Annotated in this window: 17 protein-coding genes; 3 read left to right on the top strand and 14 right to left on the bottom strand. The window is 61.6% G+C overall.

Annotation, left to right across the window (positions count from 1 at the left end; translation table 11 throughout):
• Positions 1 to 30: 30 nt before the first annotated feature.
• Positions 31 to 1,692 (bottom strand): GMC family oxidoreductase, encoded by a 1,662-nt coding sequence (locus HHL24_RS26300; RefSeq protein WP_169488272.1) that lies wholly within the window; start codon positions 1,690 to 1,692, stop codon positions 31 to 33.
• A gap of 218 nt (positions 1,693 to 1,910) precedes the next feature.
• Here HHL24_RS26300 and HHL24_RS26295 point away from each other — a divergent pair, with 218 nt between their 5' ends.
• On the top strand, positions 1,911 to 2,762 hold the full coding sequence (locus HHL24_RS26295; protein ID WP_169488271.1) for an IclR family transcriptional regulator: 852 nt from the start codon (positions 1,911 to 1,913) through the stop codon (positions 2,760 to 2,762).
• Positions 2,763 to 2,861: 99 nt separating this feature from the next.
• Here the strand turns inward: HHL24_RS26295 and HHL24_RS26290 are convergent, their stop codons facing one another.
• From HHL24_RS26290 to HHL24_RS26255, 8 genes are all read right to left on the bottom strand, one after another.
• The gene (locus HHL24_RS26290) at positions 2,862 to 4,289 is read right to left on the bottom strand and encodes an amino acid permease (RefSeq protein WP_169488270.1); all 1,428 of its coding nucleotides are present in this window, start codon (positions 4,287 to 4,289) and stop codon (positions 2,862 to 2,864) included.
• Positions 4,290 to 4,530: 241 nt separating this feature from the next.
• Complete coding sequence (locus tag HHL24_RS26285) at positions 4,531 to 5,946, bottom strand: NAD(P)/FAD-dependent oxidoreductase (protein ID WP_169488269.1); 1,416 nt, start codon at positions 5,944 to 5,946, stop codon at positions 4,531 to 4,533.
• A gap of 19 nt (positions 5,947 to 5,965) precedes the next feature.
• On the bottom strand, positions 5,966 to 6,370 hold the full coding sequence (locus HHL24_RS26280; protein WP_169488268.1) for a nuclear transport factor 2 family protein: 405 nt from the start codon (positions 6,368 to 6,370) through the stop codon (positions 5,966 to 5,968).
• Between the two features lie 337 nt (positions 6,371 to 6,707).
• Positions 6,708 to 7,673, bottom strand: coding sequence for a CobW family GTP-binding protein (locus HHL24_RS26275; protein ID WP_169488267.1), 966 nt, complete (start codon positions 7,671 to 7,673; stop codon positions 6,708 to 6,710).
• Positions 7,666 to 9,327, bottom strand: coding sequence for an amidohydrolase (locus HHL24_RS26270; RefSeq protein ID WP_169488266.1), 1,662 nt, complete (start codon positions 9,325 to 9,327; stop codon positions 7,666 to 7,668). Before HHL24_RS26270 ends, HHL24_RS26275 begins: the two co-directional genes overlap by 8 nt.
• A gap of 42 nt (positions 9,328 to 9,369) precedes the next feature.
• A complete protein-coding gene (locus HHL24_RS26265) occupies positions 9,370 to 10,755 on the bottom strand; it encodes a sodium:solute symporter family protein (protein WP_169488265.1) in 1,386 nt (461 codons plus the stop codon).
• A gap of 18 nt (positions 10,756 to 10,773) precedes the next feature.
• Positions 10,774 to 10,983, bottom strand: a complete 210-nt coding sequence (locus HHL24_RS26260; protein WP_169488264.1) for a DUF3311 domain-containing protein — start codon at positions 10,981 to 10,983, stop codon at positions 10,774 to 10,776.
• Positions 10,984 to 11,201: 218 nt separating this feature from the next.
• The gene (locus tag HHL24_RS26255) at positions 11,202 to 12,581 is read right to left on the bottom strand and encodes an MFS transporter (RefSeq protein ID WP_169488263.1); all 1,380 of its coding nucleotides are present in this window, start codon (positions 12,579 to 12,581) and stop codon (positions 11,202 to 11,204) included.
• A 156-nt stretch (positions 12,582 to 12,737) separates the two neighbouring features.
• On the opposite strand from HHL24_RS26255, the gene HHL24_RS26250 reads away from it, so the two are divergent.
• Entirely contained in the window at positions 12,738 to 13,442 is a 705-nt protein-coding gene (locus HHL24_RS26250; RefSeq protein ID WP_169488262.1) for an ArsR/SmtB family transcription factor, read from the top strand.
• Between the two features lie 277 nt (positions 13,443 to 13,719).
• Positions 13,720 to 15,105 (top strand): tetratricopeptide repeat protein, encoded by a 1,386-nt coding sequence (locus tag HHL24_RS26245; protein WP_169488261.1) that lies wholly within the window; start codon positions 13,720 to 13,722, stop codon positions 15,103 to 15,105.
• 39 nt (positions 15,106 to 15,144) lie between these two features.
• Here HHL24_RS26245 and HHL24_RS26240 read toward each other — a convergent pair whose 3' ends face one another.
• The 5 genes from HHL24_RS26240 to HHL24_RS26220 all read right to left on the bottom strand — a co-directional run bounded on the left by HHL24_RS26240 (position 15,145) and on the right by HHL24_RS26220 (position 20,367).
• Positions 15,145 to 15,978: a quaternary amine ABC transporter ATP-binding protein gene (locus HHL24_RS26240; RefSeq protein ID WP_169488260.1), complete on the bottom strand. Its 834-nt coding sequence runs from the start codon at positions 15,976 to 15,978 to the stop codon at positions 15,145 to 15,147.
• 30 nt (positions 15,979 to 16,008) lie between these two features.
• Complete coding sequence (locus tag HHL24_RS26235) at positions 16,009 to 16,977, bottom strand: ABC transporter permease (RefSeq protein WP_169488259.1); 969 nt, start codon at positions 16,975 to 16,977, stop codon at positions 16,009 to 16,011.
• Between the two features lie 104 nt (positions 16,978 to 17,081).
• A complete protein-coding gene (locus tag HHL24_RS26230; protein ID WP_169488258.1) occupies positions 17,082 to 18,119 on the bottom strand; it encodes an ABC transporter substrate-binding protein in 1,038 nt (345 codons plus the stop codon).
• 93 nt (positions 18,120 to 18,212) lie between these two features.
• Positions 18,213 to 19,439 (bottom strand): M24 family metallopeptidase, encoded by a 1,227-nt coding sequence (locus tag HHL24_RS26225; RefSeq protein WP_169488257.1) that lies wholly within the window; start codon positions 19,437 to 19,439, stop codon positions 18,213 to 18,215.
• Between the two features lie 40 nt (positions 19,440 to 19,479).
• On the bottom strand, positions 19,480 to 20,367 hold the full coding sequence (locus HHL24_RS26220; protein WP_169488256.1) for a HalD/BesD family halogenase: 888 nt from the start codon (positions 20,365 to 20,367) through the stop codon (positions 19,480 to 19,482).
• Between the last annotated feature and the right edge of the window lie 88 nt (positions 20,368 to 20,455).

Below are 20,455 nucleotides of genomic sequence, written 5' to 3'. Positions count from 1 at the left end.
TCTGCCTTTGCTTCTGCTTTCACTTTTGCGTCAATACTGCGCTTCCATACTCCGCGACTGCACTTGCCCGGCCGGCCGGTCGTCGGCGCGGGCGTCCGCGAGGATCATGCTGGACGCCTTCTCAGCGACCATCACGATCGGTACGTTGGTATTGCCCGAGACCAGCGTCGGCATGATCGAGCAATCGACCACCCGCAATCCTTGCGTGCCATACACGCGTAATCGTTCGTCGACCACCGCACCCGGATCGCTCGCGACGCCCATCTTCGCGGTGCCGGACGGATGAAAAATCGTCTGGCCGTATTCGCGGCAAAAGTGCAGCAATTCATCGTCGCTTTGCGCCTGCGGGCCAGGCCGCACTTCGCGTTTCATCAGCGATGCCATGGGCGCCGTGGCGGCGACGCGGCGCGCAAAACGCACACCCGCGACCGTCGTACGGCGGTCGAGATCGGTCGCCAGATAATTCGGCTGGATCGACGGGGCGTCGCGCATGTCACTCGTGCGGATCCGCACGCTTCCGCGCGACTCCGGCCGCAACTGGCAGATCGAATAGGTGCAGCCTGGAAAGTCGTGGACATCGCCGCCGGCGGTGTCCGCTGAGAGCGTGGAGAAGTGGAACTGGATGTCGGGCGTTTTCGCCTCATCCGGCAAGGCGCGGCAAAACATGCCGCCCTGATTGATGCCGACGGACAGCGGCCCTTCGCGAAACAGCGCCCATTGCAGACCCATCTTTGCGCGGCCCGTCCAGGAGTGCAGCAAATCGTTCGTCGTGATCGGCCGCGTCACTTCATAGGTCAGGCGGACTTGCAGATGGTCCTGCAGATTCTCGCCGACGCCGGCTCGATTCGCGACCACCGGAATCCCAAACTCGTTGAGCAGCTTCGCCGGCCCGACGCCCGACACCTGCAGCAATTGCGGCGACTGCAGCGCGCCTGCCGTCAGCACCACCTCGCGGTGCGCGCGCACCTCGTGAACCTTGCCGTGCTGCACATAGCGAATACCCGTAGCGCGGGTGCCTTCGAAGAGGATCTTCGACGCCAGCGCGTCGGTCTCGATCTGCAGATTCGGACGGCGGCGCGCGGGTTTGAGGTAAGCGACGGCAGTCGAACAGCGCCAGCCACGACGCGTGGTCAACTGGTAGTAGCCGACCCCTTCCTGATCACCCTGATTGAAGTCGTCGACCGTTGGGATGCCCAGGCGATTCGACGCGGCGATAAACGCATCCACGAGTTCGTGGCGCTGCTTGATCGTAGAGGCCCACAACGGACCGCCCACGCCACGTGTCGGCGATTCGCCGAGCTCGTTGTGTTCGAGCCGCCGGAAGTAAGGCAAGCACTCCTTCCAGCTCCAGCCACGATTGCCGAGCGCGGCCCAGTGGTCGTAATCCTCTTTCTGACCGCGAATGTAGATCAGCCCGTTGATGGAACTGCAGCCACCCAGCGTGCGCCCGCGCGGCCAGTAGAGCTTGCGGTCGTGCATGTTCGGATCCGGGTCGGTGTAAAAGCCCCAGTTGTAGACCGGATGAAACATGGTTTTGCCGTAACCGATCGGGATATGGATCCACAGAAAGCGGTCAGGCGGGCCGGCTTCAAGCAGGCATACCGAGTAGCGGCCATTCTCGGACAGGCGGTTGGCCAGTACACAGCCGGCCGATCCCGCGCCGACAACCACGTAGTCGAAACTCCGTACCATTGATGTCTCCGTGCTGATGCCTTTTCTTTTAAAACCGGATCATTTCGTCCCAATTTATTGGATGAGAGTTTCGACTTCAAGCAAATCCGGTTACGATTGATTAATCCGGTACGAAAACCGACTTTTTCGTTTCACTATTCAATCTGTCCGCACGTGTTCATCCGGGTTGTCACTGATCCGTTCGGGCGGCATTCACCTTCATCCGCCTCAGGAAGGACATGAGAGACACCACGCATCCGCCCGCACCTGCTCACGAGCCTGCCGACGACACCCGCGTCCTGCGCGCGCTCAACGTGCTGGAACAACTCGCGTCCGCCGGACAACCGTCGTCACTCTCCCAGTTGTCCTCACGTCTGCAGATTCCGAAAGCGACCTTGATGCGCCTGATCGAGTCGCTCGAAGCACGCGGCTACGTCACGCACATGCCGGACTCGCGCGGGGCCGATCGCGCCATTGCGCTCGGGCCACGGGCCGCGCAGCTCGCCCTGACCACGCTCGCGAACAGCACGTTTACGCGGGCGTGCCGCTCGTTGCTGCGCACCCTCGTGGAGTCGCTCGGCGAGACCTGCAATCTCACCGTGCTCGACGGCGATACCGTGCTGTACGTCGAGCGTGTCGAGACGAGCGAGCCCTTGCGTCTGCATATGCAGCCAGGCACGCGCGTCCCGCTGCATTGCACTGCCAGCGGCAAGCTGTTTCTTTCGCAGATGACGCCGGCCGAGCGCGGCCTCGTCATCCGGCGCTTGCCGCTCAAATCGATGACGTATCGCACGCTGACCGATGTCGATCTGCTGGAAGCCGAACTCGACCGCCTCGCCATGCGCGGCATCGGTGTCGACAATGAGGAGTTCGTGCGCGGGATGGTGGCGGTCGCGGTGCCAGTGCGTAATATCGAGGATGGCCGTGTGCTCGCGGCGCTGGCCGTTCATGCACCCACGGCGCGGTCCAGTCTGGAGGATCTGTTGAAAGCGGTGCCGAAGCTTAAGGAGATAGCCGTGCGCATCGGCCCCCTGCTTCAGCCTGCAACGACGGCGGCGGCGACTACGGCGGCCGTGGCCGCATCGAAGTAAAGAGGCCGCAGCGGCGCGGACCAATAACGTGTCGCTGCAGTGCAGCGGTTGTCGCGAGCGACACCTGTTGCACTGCAAACATCACGCGTGAGACGAGCTTCAATGCGTGTGGGTCCGATACTCCACGAATTCCGGCTCAGTGGACGCGGCCCCACGCGTTCGGGCGCGCCATGCATACGCCACGAGCAGCACGCCAAGACTCACGACGCCCAGCCACAGCGGCGTGCGCTGGTCCGGTATGAACGCCATCGCCACCAGAATGCCGATCATGCCGACGATCGCGAACCAGGTCAGATACGGATAGCACCACATCCGCACGCGCAGCTTCTCCGGTGCTTCGCGCTCGAGCCGGGCGCGCAGCTTCAATTGCGACACGGCGATCAGCACGTAGACGAAAATGGCCACCGTGCCGTACGAATTGACGAGGAATGCGAACACCGTGTCCGGCGATACGTAAGACATGACGACCGACACATAGCCAAACAAGGTGCCGATCAGGATCGCGCGAACCGGAACGCCGCGGCGATTGACCTTGGCGAGCGAAGCCGGCGCATCGCCATGACGGGTCAGTGCAAAGATCATCCGCGACGCTGCATACAGGCCGGAATTGAGCGCGGACAGCACCGCGGTCAGCACGATTGCGTTCATGACATTGGCGGCGGCCGGGATACCCATTGCACTAAGCGCACTTACATACGGCGTCGCCATTTTCGGCGAATCCCAAGGCACCAGCGCAACCACCAGCAGAATCGAGCCGACATAGAAAATCAGCACGCGGGTGATCACCGAATTGGTGGCTTTAGCGACGGCCTTGACCGGCTCATGCGCTTCGGCGGCGGCAATGGTGACGATCTCGGCGCCGAAGTAAAAACCCGTCGCCGCGACCGCGCCGCTGAGCACCGGCCCGATCCCCTTCGGCATCAGCCCGCCGTGCGAAAGCAGCGTCGGCATCACGGCGGTGGTGTGCATCGATGCGGGCCACAGCCCCAACACATACAGACCGCCGAGAAACAGAAACACGATGATCGCCGCCACCTTGATAGACGCGAACCAGAACTCGAATTCGCCGTAGCTGCCCACCGAGATCAGGTTGGTCGCGGTCAACACCACCAGCAACACGAGACTGATCGCCCATGCCGGCGTATCCGGCAGCCAGAATTGAACCAGCTTCGCGCCGGCCACCGCTTCGACGGCGACGACGATGACCCAGAAATACCAGTACATCCACCCGGTCAGAAAGCCCGCCAGTTTGCCAGGCCCGCGCTTGCCGGCAAACGCGAGGCGTGCGTATTCATAAAACGAGCCCACGGCCGGCAGGGCGCACGCCATTTCTCCGAGCATGCGCATGACGAGCACGATCAGACCGCCGGTAATCAGAAACGACAGGACCGCCGCCGGGCCGGCCTGCCTGACCACGACGCCGCTGCCGACAAACAGGCCCGCGCCGATCACGCCGCCTAGCGCGATCATGGTCATGTGGCGCTCCTTGAGGCCGGTCTTCAATTCACTTTTGTTCGATACCTGCATGTCACCTCCATATCCTGTTGATGCCGGCGCCGGTCGCGTGGGACTGCATGCGGGGTTGCATGCAGTCCCGGAACCTGAGCGCCGTCAATTCGGATCGAGCGAGGACGCTTGCGCGTCTCGCTGCATCATCTCTTTTGTTATGACTTGACGCGCAGACCTGTCTGGCTGCGCAGCGCCGTGCGCGTGAGGCACGACGACGGGCGAAAGACGTGCCGCGGGTGGCGCGGCACGCAGCGCGCGTTCAGGGTTTCTCGTCGCGCCGGAAATACAGCTGGTAGAGCATTCGTTGTCCGATGCGACGGAATGGCGCGAACGGGTGGCCGGGCAACGGGGAAGTGAAGATCGGCAGCGTCTGCCTGGACCCTTTACCCGCTATCCGTTCGGCGAGGCGGCGCCCCGCCTGCTGGGAATATGACACACCGTTGCCGCCGTAGCCTAGTGCGTAAAACACCGACTGCTTCGGATCCGGCTGACACACACGCGGCATCATGTCGTGGCTCACGTCCACCCAGCCCCACCATGAATAATCGATCTGGACACCGCGCAACGCCGGAAACTTGCGGCCCATTCCTTCGATAAGCAACTCGTAATGGCGCGGATTCGGCGCATCCGCACCGGTGATCGCGCTACGGCTGCCGATCTGCAGCCGGTTGTCCGGCAGGAAGCGATAGTAGAAACGCAAGGTGCGTGTATCGGTGAGCACCTGTGTCGTTCGAAAATTGCAGGCGGCGATTTCCTGCTGTGTGAGCGGACGCGTCACCATCGAATTCGACAGGATCGGCATGACGCGACTCGTCAGCGAAGGATGGAGGTCCGGCGCCGTATACGCGCCGGTCGCGATACCCACAGACCGGGCTCGCACGGTGCCGCCCGGCGTACGCAGATGATGAATACCGTTGATGGTCTCCCAGCCAATCACCGGACTCGCCGGATGGACGCGCGCGCCCGCTTCGCGCGCCAGCCGCAGATAGCCGTAAGCGAGTTTCAACGCGTGGATGCCGATGCCTTCAGGTTCGTGCAGCGCGCCGGCCGCCTCACTATCGTTGACGTACTCGCGACGCAACGTGGCCTGGTCGATGAGCTCCGACGGGTAACCGAAAACGTCTTTCCAGACTTTGGCTTCGGCAGCGAGTTTAGCCATCATGCGCGGCCGGTGCGCAATCAGAAAGTGGCCGCCCGGCTGCGGGTCGCAATCGATTTCGGCCACCAGCGACTTGAAGTTGTCGAAGCCTTCCTGGATCTCGTCGTGCATTTTCAATGCGACGTCTTTACCCCAACGCTCGACCCATTGGGAACGCGACAGACGTCCCGACGCATTTTGCCCTTGTCCGCCATTGCGGCTACTGCAGCCCCAACTGGTTTTGTTGGCCTCGAGCACGACGGCCTTGATGCCATGCTCGCGCGCGAGACACAGTGCCGTCGCGAGTCCCGTATAGCCTGCGCCGATGATCGCCACGTCCACGTCGATATCTTTCGTGATCGGGCCATCGTCGGGCGGCGGCGTGCCGGCGGTCGCAGCCCAGTAGGTGGGTGCGTATTGCTTGCCGTGCCCGGGTCCTGGCGAGACCAGCGGGTCGTATCTCGGGTCATATTGTGTCGCGCTGTCCCGCCCTGCGGACAGACCTTCGCCGACCCGTGTGATGACACTGTGCTCCATGTGAAGCTCCTCGTCGGCGTCAGACGTTCTGCTTCGGGCGTTCCTTGCGGAACGCGCGCTTGACCGCAATCAGACCATCGCGGAACTCGAAGAGATCGCACCCTTCTGCTTCGATGCGCCAGCCTTCCGCATGCGTCCCCGTGAACACCCACTCGGACACGCCACGCTCTCCGATAACGTAATGACGGCCGTCACCCCAATGCGCATCCGGGAAAGTCTTGAAGACCGCTTCGAACGCTGCGCGCACGGCGTCGCGACCGACGAAGCGTGCACCATAAACTTCGCTTCCGCCGGCGGCGTCGAACACGCAGTCTTCGGTCATGAAGTCCATCAGCGCGTTCGCATCGTGACGGTTGAACGCAGCGGAAAATGCGGCTAGTGTGTCCGCGGTGACCTTTGATGCGGACGTTTCTGTTGTGGCCATGCATGTCTCCTGCTTGGTGAATTGGATGAGACTCGTGAGGTTGCCTAAGCGGCGATCTCTTATGGAAAAGTGTAAGTTTGGTGTTCACTCGACGGTAGGGCCAGTGCGCTGGTTTCGCCTGGTGCAGTGAGTGTGGAGGGCGCGCGGGTTGACTGGCCTCGAACCGGGTTTTCGGATTCGGGCCGTGGGTGTGTTTGGTGCGCTTGGTACGCTGGTGCGCTTGGTACGCTGGTGCGCTTGGTACGCTGGTGCGCTTGGTACGCTGGTGCGCTTGATGCGGCTGACGCGCTTGCTGCGCGTGGCGCCATTGCCGCGCCACGCTGGCGCGAGACGGGGCCTAGTTCAGCGCTTGCGTGCCTTCGAGGCAGCGCTTCACGCTGCACTCGTCTTCATTGCTGAAACGGCCAATCAGGACGATCGTCGACTCAGCCCCTGCGTGCCCCGCAAAAGGCGTGATCAGAATGCGACCGCCGACCACATGGAGTTCCTGCGGAGAAGCCTCCTGGTCGAGCCAGACGATGCCCTTCGCTCTCAATAGCGGGACAGACAGGCTGCGAAACACCTCCCTGAGTTTCTTCCTGTCGAGGCGGAAGTCCGACCGAAAGGAAAAACTGTAAATGTCCTGATGGCTATTGAGGCGCTCGCCCGCCGCGAGAGACAGCCCACTGGTGCGATGGCGAGGCGCGACACTCGCGTCGAAGATCAACGCCAGCGGTATGGATCCGTTGGCTGATTCGAGCAGGATGGAAGTGGTCGCGAGCGACGACACTGCGTCGGTCGCCGCCGCTTTCTCCTGCTCTGTGACGAGGTCAGTCTTGGTGAGCACGAGCGCCGTCGCGCCCACAATCTGCCGGCGCACAATATCGCCGACGTACGGGTCGAGTAAGGTTGCGCCGATCCGCTCCGCATCGACCGCTACGATGATTCCGTACAGCCTGAATGCCCGGTCGAGCAGGCCGATCTGCGCAATCTTCACCGGATCGGAAACGCCGCTGGCTTCGATGATCAACAGCTCGGGACGCTCGGGCCGCGCGCTGATTTTCACGAGCGCGTCGACGAGGCGCCCACCGATGGAGCAGCAGATGCAGCCGTTCTCCAGATTGATGACATCGTCCGTGCGTTCGCGGATCAGCGCGGCGTCGATATTGATATCGCCGAAATCGTTGACCAGCACAGCCACCCGGCGCTGCCCCGCATTCGAGAGCACATGGTTAAGCAAGGTTGTCTTGCCGGCGCCCAGATAGCCGCCGAGCACGACTAGCGGAATGGGTGGCCGCACGCTCGCGGCGGCAGTGTCATTCATTTTTTACCGGCGACTGAAACACGCGGCCGCCCAGCACCGTGCCCCACACTTCGACGTCTTTCAGCCGCTCAGGCGCGACCTCGCTCGGGTCGTCCGCGAGCACGGCGAAGTCCGCGAATTTGCCCACTTCGATACTGCCGATCAGATGATCCATCTTGAGCGTATAGGCCGCACCCAGCGTGATCGCGCGCAATGCGTCCGCCACGGGGATGCACTCGCTCGCGCCCAGCACACGACCGCTGGCGGTCTGGCGCTGCACCGCGCACCAGGCCGTGAACAGCGGGCTCAACTGCGTGATCGGCGCATCCGAGTGAAAGGCAAAGGGAATGCCCAGCCGTCGCGCCGATCCCGCTGCATTCATCCGGTTCGCCCGGTCGGGGCCCATGGTCTGCGCGTAATGGGCGTCGCCCCAGTAGTAGATATGGTTGGAGAAAAAGTTGATGCACATGCCGAGTTTCGCCGCGCGGGTCAACTGGCTCGCGTCGGCCATCTGACAGTGCTGCAGCGTGTGGCGGTGATCGCTGCGCGGACACGCATCGAGCATCTTCTCGACGGCGTTCAATACGACCTCGGTAGCTTCGTCGCCGTTGGTATGAATATGGAGTTGCAATCCGGCGCGGTGAAACGGCGTGAACACCTCTTCCAACTGGCTAGGCGGAATCAGCCACAATCCATTCGGTTGTCCGCCGACATAACCCGGCCACTTCAACCGCGCCGTGAAGCCCTGAATCGACCCGTCGACGATGAATTTGACCGGGCCGAACGTCAATTTTTCCGTGCTGTCGCTAATGGCCGACAGCACTTTTTCGACGCCGCCGTCGGGGCTTCGCTGTGGAGCAAACGCGGGCACGATCCTGACCGGATACTGCGGGTCGGCAGTGACTTCGCGCAGGTTGCGATTGCCCAGCGCCGACAGATCGTTGACCAGATCCGTCGCGGTAGTCACGCCGGCGAGTTGCGCGACCTTGCCGAAATTCCAGATGGCCTCGGTCTTTTCACTCGCCGCAATGGAAAGCTGGCTGCCGATCACCTGATACACGGGAAACATGGCGGCGAATTCCTGCAGCTCGCCGGTCGGCTGGCCATCTTTGTCTTTATCGATCCCGTCGACGTCAGTGTTCTCGTCGATACCGGCGAGGGCCAGCATGGCGGTGTTGACGTTCATCAGGTGCACACTCGCGTGCAGCACGACGATGGGCCGGCTCGTCGAAACGGTATCGAGTTCCTTGACCGACAAGCGGCTCGCGCCAAAAAAAATCGGATCGAAGCCCCACGCGAGCAGCGGCGCCGCCGCATCCGTCATGGCGCGTTGCGCTTCGGTGAGCCGCCCGATCACCTCGTCCAGCGTTCTCAGACCGCGCCACAAGGTGCCGTCCGGACCGCGCCGGTCGTAGTAGCCGAGATACACGGCGTCCCACATGGCGCCTTCCATCAGATGGCAATGCCCTTCGACGAGACCCGGCATCAACACCTTGTCCTGGAACGTGTCGACGATCTCAACCTCGCCCCACCGGCTGACCTCCTCCAGATTGCCGACCGAGAGAATTCTGCCGTCTCGCACGGCAACATGCGTGGCGTGCGGCTGGGCCGGATTCATCGTCAGAATCTTTCTGGCGACAAAGACGGTGATGGGACCTCGTTCAATCGAATTCATAGATATAGGTGTTCTCTGATTCAGGAGGCAGGCCGAAAACGATCAGGACAGCGCATGCACCGGTTTGCGCTTCCAACCATGGTTCAACACGGCGGTCACCGCGATATTGATCACGAGACACAGCAAGCCCAGGTTGAATCCACCGAGATCGGCATGAAGGATGTAAAGGACGATCGCAAGTATCTGGCCGGTCAGAATACCCGTTGCAACGGCGGACGGTTTGACTCGAAGAGAAAACAGAATCACCATCACGCCCGGGAAAAACTGGGTCACCCCGTAGTACGCGGTATTGATCAGTGTGAGCATCAGATTCGGCGTCAGCAAGGTCATCACGATCGAGACCAGCAGGTAGAGCACGATCACCGTTTTCGCGGTGGCTTTCTGCTTGCTCTCGGGCATCCTCGGCAACAGATTGCGTGTCACGAGCGGGCCGATGGCGAGACAGATGCCCGTCAGCACCAGCAGACCGGATAGCGCGGCGCCGGCCGCGACCAAACCCAGCAACCAGCCCGGCAGCAGCCGGATCGCCGCCGCGAAGAACGCTTCATTCGGCGACGCGAGGTGCAGGTTCTGACTGATCGCATAGTACGAAGCGATGACCAGAAACGGATACATCAGCATGTACAGCGGCATGGCAACCTGGGTCCGCCGGATCGTGTTCGGACTGGCGGCCGTGAAGAAAACCTGCACAGCGAACGGCATCACGTAGAACCCTAGCGACTGGAACAGCATGGTGCTCATCGAAAACGTCAGTTGACTAGCGTTCATGCTGTTGCTGACGTGCAGGCTCGCGGCGTGAAAAACTTCCGTAACGCCGGCTTGCCACGAGACCGCGAGCCCGGTGATCACAATCGCCGCGACCATCAGCACGTCCTTCAGGATCGCAATGTACGCCGATGCCCGCACCCCCGAAATGGCGATGTAGGTGAATGCCAGCATCGCTGAGATCAGAATCAGATAGAGCGGCTGGAAATTCCAGCCGAGGCCTTTGAACGCGGCAACGAGCCCCGTGAATTGCAATTCGCCCCAAGGCAGCAAAAACAGGATCGCCGATCCGGCGACGATCACCTCCAGCGCGCGGCTGCCGTAATAACCTTTGAACAGGTCGGGCAGCGTGATGGCGTTATAGCGTTTGCCGGCCTCCCAGATTTTCGGCCCGATGAAATAGCCGACGGGGTACGCCAGCAGGATATATCCCAGGAACCAGACCCCATAGGTTGGCCCTTTGGCATAGATGCCGCCGGGAAAGCCGACCATCGTGCCGATACTGTAGATTTCGCCCGCAGCGAGGAAAAAGACCAGATAGGCGCCGAACTGCCGGGACGCGACAAAGAAGTCATGAACGCTTTGTGCGCCGTGCCCCTTTTTGGACCGTATCGCCAGATACAGCGAGAAGAGAATCAAACCGAGAAAGACAACGGTGGACATCCTGGCTCTCCTGCAGCTTCAGTGGGTTTGCGGATCTGCATCATCCGCGCGGCGATCGAACAGACGCCAGCACACCTGCAGGCAGATCGACGTCAGTACAAACCAGGCGAAGATCCACGCATAGATGAACGGTACGCCCAGGACGAATCTATCGACTGAAGCGACCCAGGGCAGCAGCCCTATCACGCCGATATAGGGGATGCCGATCCCAATCAAGAACTTGAGCATGAAGTCTCCGCCTGCTTTTTGTGATCGATGAAATCATCTCTGCTGAATCCGCCTGTCATTGAAGGGCCGGACCGGGTGATGGCGGTCCGTAGGGAGCGGATGTGGCACGATGGCCATAGCAATTGGTTTGAGTATCGGTGGCCGAAAATGCACCTGACTAGTACCAGCGATAATAAATCGCCTGGTCCACATGCGAAACCCTGAGCGGTCCATCCCGCTTAACAGGCATCCCCGCCTGCATAACGCGTCGCCACGGCCAACGCGATGGCCCAGACCAGCGCGGCGAGCAGCGACAGGCCGATCGCCAGATAGACCGCCGCGCGAACCCCGGCGTCGAGTGGTTGCATCGCGCTCATCAATGCGCCGAAGATCGCGACGCCAAAGGCGGACCCTGTCTGCCGGCTTGCGTTGAGCACGCCCGCCGCGACGCCGGCACGCGCCTTGTCCACCGCCGTCATCAACGCGGCGGTCGCCGCCGGCGTAATCACCCCTGCCCCAAAACCGACAGCCGGAAAGCAAAGCGCAATACGCCAGTACGGCGCATCGTCTGCGAGCGCGACAAGCCCGGCGAAACCCAGTGCATAAAGCAGGAAGCCGCCGCAAACGAGCCGGTGCGCGCCATACGCCCTGTTCAACGCGCCGGATACGAAGCTGCCGATCGTCACCATCGCGGTCAACGGCAGGAATGCCAGGCCGGTGCGCAGCGGCGACCATCCACGAGCCGACTGGAAGTACAGGCTCAGCAGGAAAAACAACCCGTAGAACACCAGGCCGGAAATCAGCGAAACAAACGCCGAGGCAGAAAACACCGGACTACGAAAGAAGTGCAAAGGCAGCATCGGCTGTTTCCGTTTGGCCTCGACCAGCACGAACGCCACCCAGGCGGCCAGCGCGACCACCGCGCCCGCCCTTATGGCACCCACCTGCCACCCGAGCTTCGCCCCCTCGATCAGCACGGCTACCGACGCGCCAAGCGCGACGATGGCGAGCATCTGCCCGGCGACATCCATCGGCCTGTCCGACGCGGCCGGACGGTCCGAATCGACGCGCGTAGTCAGCCACGCGCCGATCAGCGCGATCGGCACGTTCACCAGAAAAATGCTTCGCCAACCGAGCAGATGAATCAGCAGACCACCGGCGAGAGGCCCCGCCGCCATTGCGATACCGCCGCATCCGGCCCACATGCCGATCGCGCTGGCCCGCTGCCGCGCACCCGGAAAAGCACGATTGATAAGCGTCAGCGAACACGGCACCAATAATGCCGCGCCGACGCCCTGCGCGATCCGGGCGGCAACCAGAACCTGCAAATCCGGCGCCAATCCGCATACAGCCGATGCGCAAGCGAAAACCAGCAATCCGGCGAGATAAATGGTCTTCGCGCCGATCCGGTCGCCCAATGCGCCACCGCTCAATAACAGGCTGGCAAATGTCAGCGTATAAGCGTTGACCACCCATTGCAGGCCGCTGATATCCGAGCCCAGACTGGCCGCAACCGGCTCCAGCGCGACATTTACGATCGATGTATCCAGTATGACAATGACGTAGCTGAGGCTCGTCGCAATCAATACCCGCTTCTGATATTCACGTTCATTGTTCAAGAGTTCCAGCCCCTGTTTATCGGTTCGCCGTTGACTATAAGGCGGCCTGCACAGAGAATGCTTCGAGCTGTATCGAAGTGTCAGAGCGAATAAACGAACGGTTCTTCACCTGCCAACAGGCATCGAACGCGCATCAATGAAGGACGCAGCAAACAAATGGGCCAGCACAATATTTCGAGCGTTGCACACCTGATCGCCGAGCCGGTTCGCTCGGTGATGCTGATCACACTCGCCGACGGCAGCGCGCTGTCGGCCAGCGCGCTTGCGGAAGCGGCGGGGGTGACCGCGCAGACCGCGAGTTCGCATCTCTCCAAGCTGCTCGACGGCGGCTTGCTGAGCGTGGAGAGCAAGGGCCGGCATCGCTATTACCGGCTCGCGGGCGTGCACGTTTCGCACCTGCTTGAAAGCCTCGCGTCAGTCGGACCGGTCACCCCGGCCTGGCGCAATACGCCCAGTCGCTCGGCCCAGGCGCTGCGTTTCGCACGCTGCTGCTATGACCACCTGGCGGGTCAGATCGGCGTCGCGGTGACGCAAAGCATGCTCACGCAGGGTTTCATCGCCGAGGCCGGCGAGCGCCAATACGCACTCACCGCGCCCGGTTGCGAATGGCTGCAGCAACTCGGTATCGACATGGGCGATCCGGCGTTCGACCAAACGGACCATGCGCGCCAATGTCTTGACTGGACCGAGCGGCAATATCACGTCGCGGGACAGTTAGGCGCCCGGCTCATGGACGCATTCCTTGCATGGGGATGGATGTGCAGGTCGCCCACTACGCGGGCGGTGACCGTCACGACGCTCGGCTGGGATGGACTGAAAAAACATTTCGGCATCGAGCGCTACGCTTGCGGACCTGATTAATACCCCCTGGCCACGCCGGCCGCCCAATTGTTAAATCCTCGCCTCGCAGCTTCGTTTTGTTGAAGCCGGCTCATCGAGGGGAGGCAGTATGCACGCACAGAGACATCACCGCGGAGCTCATCGCCCCTCGCATCTAAAAGCGGTCAAGCCAACCAATCAGGCGCATCCGGGATCCACCCCCGAGCCAGAACAAAGGCCGAAGCCGACGCTCAGGAAGGCAAGCACCCCGCGCGAAGACCGCGTTGCGAAGCTCGCAACCTTCACGACCAACCTGCGCATGGTTTCGTTGAACCTGCTGCTTCTGATCGGCGCATGTCTTGCCGGGGCCATGCTGTGGAAGCTGATATTCGCACGCGAAACCCTCATCGAAAATATCTACGTGCCCGAGGCGTTCGCCAAAATCGGCTATTCCAGCGAAACCTTCCAGTCATTCGTTGCGGGCCACCTGATTGCACTTGAAGCGCGCGCGGCAGACGTGATCCCCGCCTCGGCCAAAGAAGAAATCAAGCTCGATTCCGACATGCCGGATTTCTCGGTGCCTGGCACGTCTATTTCCGCGAAAACGATCCTGCAATACGTGCGCGAGGCGCTGCCGCTTCCGGTCTCGACCATCTCGGGCAGCGTCACCGGCACCCCGGACCGCTACGTTTTGCATCTGGTCCTGGCGGAGCGCGGCGAAGTGTCCCGTTTTGCCACGCCCGAAGGCTCGATCACCGATCTGGACCAAAATCTCTCCAATCTCGCCGTGGATGTGTTGAAGAAACACAGCCCCTATATCTACGCCTCGTATGAGTCGGCTGAAGCCCAGGCGCGTTGCTACGCCGGCCAGGGAGCCTGTGATTTCTCCGAGGCTGAGCGGGTATTTTCGAGCATTGTCGACGCCGGCGACGAACAGCCGAATTACAAATGGGCCCTGCTTGGACTATCGAAGATCGATGAGGCGTACCACGATTACAAAGACGAAATCGACGCGGTCAGCCGCCTCTCCGCCAAGTACCCATCGTCCTGGAGCTTTTATAACTGGGGCGTTGCACTCAGCGAACTCGGTTGCCACAAGATGGCGATCAGCGCGTTCGAGCGATCCATCGCCTTGCGTTCGTCCCGGGAGGCTGCGTTCAATGCCATTGGCCGCGCCTGGCTGGCACTCGCCAGACAGGCGCCGGACCGCCATTCCACTGAAGCCAGAACCGACCTGCAAAACGCGCGCGACGATTTCCGCGTAGCCGTTTATCTGAAACCGGGTTACCAGGAGGCGCACGTCAATCTGGCGGAGTCGCTCAAGCTGCTCGACGACGACGGCGCGCGCCGCGAATACGTGAGCGCTATCGAGATGGACCCGACACACGCGGGACTCGCCTATGCCAGATATGCCGAACTGCCCGGGAATCGGAACGAACGGCGCAAGTTCCTCGACTATGCGAACTGGGCTGACAACTTACACGAGGAATGCCGCTCGACTAACTCGACCTCGCTGCTCGAGGCGCTCGGTTGCAGCATCGCCACGCAAGCCGAAACGACCCGTGTCGCCAACACGGATAGCCGTGCCGGTATCGAGATCGTTGCAGCGACTGCCGCTCCGGCACCCGATTGCCGCGGCCTCGCGGTCGACGACAGGCTCCCGCCTGAAGATAGCTTGCCCGAGTTCGCGCAGGTTGTACCGTGAACCCGGTGTCCTCACGTCAATCTGCATACGAGCAACGCATCAATGGCTCGCCGTGCCGCGATCCGAGCGGCGCTCGACAAAGCGCCTCACGTAGTCGTCCGCCGGGCGCGTCAGAATCTCGTTGGGTGTACCCTCCTGCACGAGTTTGCCGTCGCGCAGAATCGCGATGCGGTTGCCGATCCGCAGTGCTTCGTCGAGATCGTGCGTAATGAACACGATGGTCTTCTGCAACGTAGCCTGCAGTTGCAGCAGTTGATCCTGCATTTCCGTGCGAATCAGCGGATCGAGCGCGGAGAATGCTTCGTCCATCAGCAGCACCTCCGTATCCGCGGCAAGCGCACGGGCCAGCCCAACCCGCTGGCGCATGCCGCCGGATAACTCGTCCGGATAGTGTTCGTCGTAACCGTTCAGGCCCACCTTGCCGAGCCAGACACGGGCTTTCTCATTGGCCTCAGACTTGCTTTCGCCACGCACACGCAATGCATACGCCGTATTGTCGAGCACGGTCTGATGCGGCAACAGCCCGAAATTCTGGAACACCATGCTGACCTGGTAGCGGCGCAAGTGACGCAATCCTTGCGCGCCAAGTTTGATGACGTCCGAACCGTCGATCACGATCTCACCCGACGTCGGCTCGATCAGTCGGTTGAAATGCCGTACCAGGGTGGACTTTCCGGAGCCGGACAGTCCCATGATCACGAAGATTTCGCCCGCACCGATACTCAGGCTGACGTCGTTCAGACCAACATTGCAACCGGTCTGGGCGAGCACATCGGCTTTGCCCTTGCCGCTTCGCAGCAGATCGAGCACGCGCGCATGACTGGTCGGCGGCCCGAAAAGCTTGTACACGTGGTTGACTTCAATCGCTGCCATGTCGCTCTCCTTGCTTTCCTCGTTTTCCTGCTACTTGGCCGTGCGGGTTTCGAGCCCGCCTTCAGCCGCCGAAGTTTCATCCGTATTCGTGCTGCTCATGCGATAAGGAATGCGCGAAGCCGCTTTAGCCTTTCTGCGCTGCGCGAACAGGCGCCGCGCGCGACGGTCCTGGCCATAGCCCTGGCTGATGCGGTCGATCACGATCGCAAGAATCACAATGGCGATACCCGCCTGCGTCCCCTTGCCGACGTCGAGCGTCTGAATGCCGGCAAGCACATCTTCGCCGAGCCCACGCGAACCGATCATCGAGGCGATCACCACCATCGACAGCGCCATCATCGTCGTCTGGTTGATGCCGGCCATGATGCTGGGCCGCGCCAGCGGCATCTGCACGTTGACCAGTAACTGCCAGCGCGTCGTGCCGAAGGCGCGCGCCGCCTCGACCACCTCGCTATCCACATGACGAATGCCGAGATCGGTCAGGCGAATCAGAGGCGGCAGCGCATAGATGATCGTGGCGAGGATCGCCGGCACCTTGCCGAGGCCGAACAGCATCAACACCGGAATCAGATAGACGAAGCTGGGCAGCGTTTGCATGACGTCGAGCGTCGGCAATAGCACGCGCCGCAGCCATGCGCTGCGCGAGGTCAGAATGCCGAGTGGTACGCCGAGCGAGACCGACAGCACGGTGGCTACCAGCATCAACGCGAGAGTCTGCATCAGCTTTTCCCACAGACCGAAGCAACCGATCGCATAGAGCAGCAGCATGAAGAAGCCGGCAATGCTTAGCCGCCGCGTCGCATTCCACGTCACCGCGCCGACCGCCAGCAGGATCAGCCACGGCGGCAAGGCGCGCAGTGCGCCTTCGAGCGGCACGAGCACATAGCGCAAGAGTGCGATGCTGAACTGGTGAAAACTATCGCCATAGCGGGTAACGAACGATTGCACGGCGTCGTTTACCCAGTCGGCTATCGAAAGATGCAGAAAAAACGAATTCATGATCAAGCCTCCACTGCAGGTGGACAGCAGGCTGTACGAACCTGCTGTCCGGCACGACGCCGCAGGACCTCGTGCCGTCGAAATCTGCCTGACGTTACCGCCTGTCAGGCGCCAGCAAGTCCAGCCTGCACTTTCGACGCGACGTCGGCAGGCACCCATTGCTTCCACATCTCCGGATGCTCGCGCAAGAACTGCGTAGCCATGGCTGAGCCGTCGAGTTTCTTCGTGCTCATTTCGAGGATTGTGCTGTTGAGGAAGTCCCTCGGAAACTTGACCTTGCCAAGCATCGACACGAGTTGCGGGTCAGCGTCGTAGAACGGCGTGGATACGCCTACGGTGACATGCGAGACCATGTACGAGGAGGCGCATTGTGAGGTACTGCTTTCGTCGCGCAACGTCTTCCAGCAGGCATCGTTATAGGCTGGCATTTTCAGTTCGACGAACTTGTACTTCGCCATCAACGCCGCTGGCCCCCAGTAATAGAAGACGATTGGTGCACCGCGCTGGTACGCGGACGCGATAGCCGCATCGAGCGCCGCGCCCGTCCCCGGATGGAAATTGGTGAAGCTCGCATCGAGATTCAGCACCTTCAGCAAACGCGTGTTGACCCGTTCGCAATCCCAACCCGTCGGACAGTTGAGAAAGCGGCCCTTGTCCGGTTCCTCGTCGTCCGCGAATACGCTCTTGTACTTAGGCAGGTCGGTCACCGAAACAAGACCCGCTGCGACCGGTTTGATACCGCGCTTGGGATCGCCCTTCACCACGTATTCCGGCACGAACCAGCCTTCCTTCGTGCCACCCGGCAAGGTGTCGCCGACCAGTTTGACGCTGCCCGAGGCCACCGCCTTCGCGGTGATCTCGCTGCGTCCGGTCCACTGTTCGGCCCACACCTGCACGTCGTTGTGCGCCAGTGCGGTTTCAGTAGCCGCCGTGCTGCCGGGCACGACATCGGTCTTGCAACCGTAACCCTTTTCAAGAATCTGCCGCAGCACTTCAGTGGCGAAGGAGCCGCTTTCCCACGTAATGCCCGCGAAATGCACCGTCTTGCCCTGCGCGCACCAGTTATCCGCAGCCTGCGCGCTAGCGCCGGTCAAAGTCATGGCGGCGGCGCACAGCACCGCCCGAAGTTGTCTGAATTGCATCGTCGATCACCCTTGGAGCGTTGAATTGCATTGAGCGGCATGCGCGAGAGGCCGAAGCTCTGTCTCACATGCCGATGAGGACGCGCCGTGCGCTCAGGCGAGCAGGCGCTTCTCGAACGGATAGTCGGACAGCAGTTCCACGCGACCGTCGTCGCGCACGTACACCTGCTCTTCCAGCTTGACGCCTTCACCACCGTCTTCATGGCCGATGTAGCTTTCGATGCACAGCGTCATGCCCGGCTCGATCACGCCGTCATAGCCCTTGGCGTCGTTGTCCTCCCGATGAACGATGTATGGATACTCGCCGGTCATGCCGACGCCATGCGCGAGCGCGAAATAGCGGCGCGCCTGGTAAGGGCCGGGAATCTTCCACGCCTTCGCGATGAATTCCTGGAAGGTCGTGCCGGCACGCACGTTCTCCATGTTCGAATGCACCTGTTCATAGGCGAGCTTGTAGAGGTTCTTCTGCGCCGCCGTAGCCGGAGCGTCGCCGCACAGGAAGGTGCGCGAGAAGTCGGCGTAATAGCCGAAGCGCCCCACTACGTCGGTATCGAGTCCAACCAGCTCGCCCGTCTGGATCTTGCGCGGGCTGCTTTCCTGGAACCACGGATTGGTGCGCGGCCCCGAGCTGATCAGACGTGTTTCCACGTAGTCGCCGTCCGTTTCGATGATGTGCTTGTGCAGATGCGACCAGAGTTCGTTTTCGCTGATGCCGGGCACGAGTGCCGCTTCGAGCTTGCGCACGCCCTCTTCGGCGGCACGCAGCGATGAACGGATCATCTTGATCTCGTTGGGCACCTTGATCGAGCGCGCCCGTTCGAGCGGCTCCTGTGCGTCGCTGATCTGATAGCCGCGCGCCTGCAACGCAAAGGCAGCCGCCGACGTCGCGCTCTCGATGGCGATGCGTTTGCCGCCACCGCTCTCGTTGATCAGCTCGTCGATTTCAGCGGCCCAGCGTTCGGTGACGCGACCCAGCATGTCGTCGCAGAAGTAGTAGGAGATCGCGGTGGCAGGCCGCACTTCATCGACAGTGTCGAGGCCGTCGGCGAGAAAATCACAGCCGGCGTATTCGAACAGCACCACCTTGCCTTCGGCCGGCACGAACAGATAGCGCGCTGGATTGCGCATCGAATACACCTGCATGTTCCGCGAGCCGGTCGCATAGCGCATATGCGTGGGGTCGAACAGGATCGCGGCGGTCAGATCGCGCTTTTTCAGTTCACGGCGCACGGCGGCAAGCCGGTCACGCTGGATCTGCGCGATCTCTTCCGCGGTCGGTTCGCAATCTTCCGGAAGATGGGTCGGGCGAATAATCGTCATGGTTTTGATGGGGACGTGGAATGGTTTTAAAAGAACAGCTTCAATCGACGAGGTTGTCGGCGCGCACGAGGCGTTGCTCGGCTTCCAGATGCATTTCGGACACGCGTCCATACAGTTGGCGCGTGCGTTCGAGCCTGCCGATCACACCGGGCTTCTGTGAGTACGCGAAGATCGCCGTATGCCGGTCGATTCCGCCTTGCACCTGCGTGACGCGGTGCAGCGAAAAGCGTCCCTTGAACAGTTGCAGATCGCCGGGTTGCAACGTGATCACGTTGATCGGCGCCCGCGTCTCACCGCGCACCACGCTGCCCACGTCGCCATAGTTCTCGCCCTGGGGCGAACGGATATTCGGGCAATACTCGAAATCGCCGCCCGCTTCCGGCTGCTGCGTCATCATCGAGACGATGAATTCGTTGGTGTCGTAGTGCCACGGCTGTTCGGTGCCCGGCGGCATGACGTTTTGAACCAGTCCGGCATAGGGGTCCGCGTATTCCCAGACACGCGCTTCACCGAGGCAAGCGGCAACGAAGCGTTTCATCGCCTGGGCCACGTAGATGCGGTGCACGATCGCGTCGGCGGGGATCACATCGCGGGTGACGAAGCCGCTGGTGCGGTCCATGAAGACGCGGCGCGGATCGTCGGCGGGCAGCGACGGATCGTCCGCAGTGAAGTAAGCGTTGACCTTACGGGTTGAAAAGTAGGTCTTGGCCGCCAGCGCCACGCCTTCGACGCGCGCCTGGGCGAGTGCCTCGGGCCGCAGGAAGCCGTGCAGCACTGCGCTGCCGTTGCCCGCCAGGTGGGCGCGACAGCTCGCGATCAGCTCGCGCATACGGGGGTGGTCCGGATCGTGCAACGGATAGCGCCCGGTATCGACGATGTCGCTCAAATCGTTGCATTCGGCATCGGCAAGAGGAAGACTGACTGACACGGAGAGACTCCAGATTAGGGGTTCAGACTGATTTGTGACGCGAATTGTTTTCGACAACAATCACCTCACTGACGCCCCCATGTTTTGA

Source organism: Paraburkholderia polaris (assembly GCF_012927345.1).
GTDB classification, from domain to species: domain Bacteria; phylum Pseudomonadota; class Gammaproteobacteria; order Burkholderiales; family Burkholderiaceae; genus Paraburkholderia; species Paraburkholderia polaris.
This window is presented reverse-complemented; position numbering and strand designations above follow the sequence as displayed.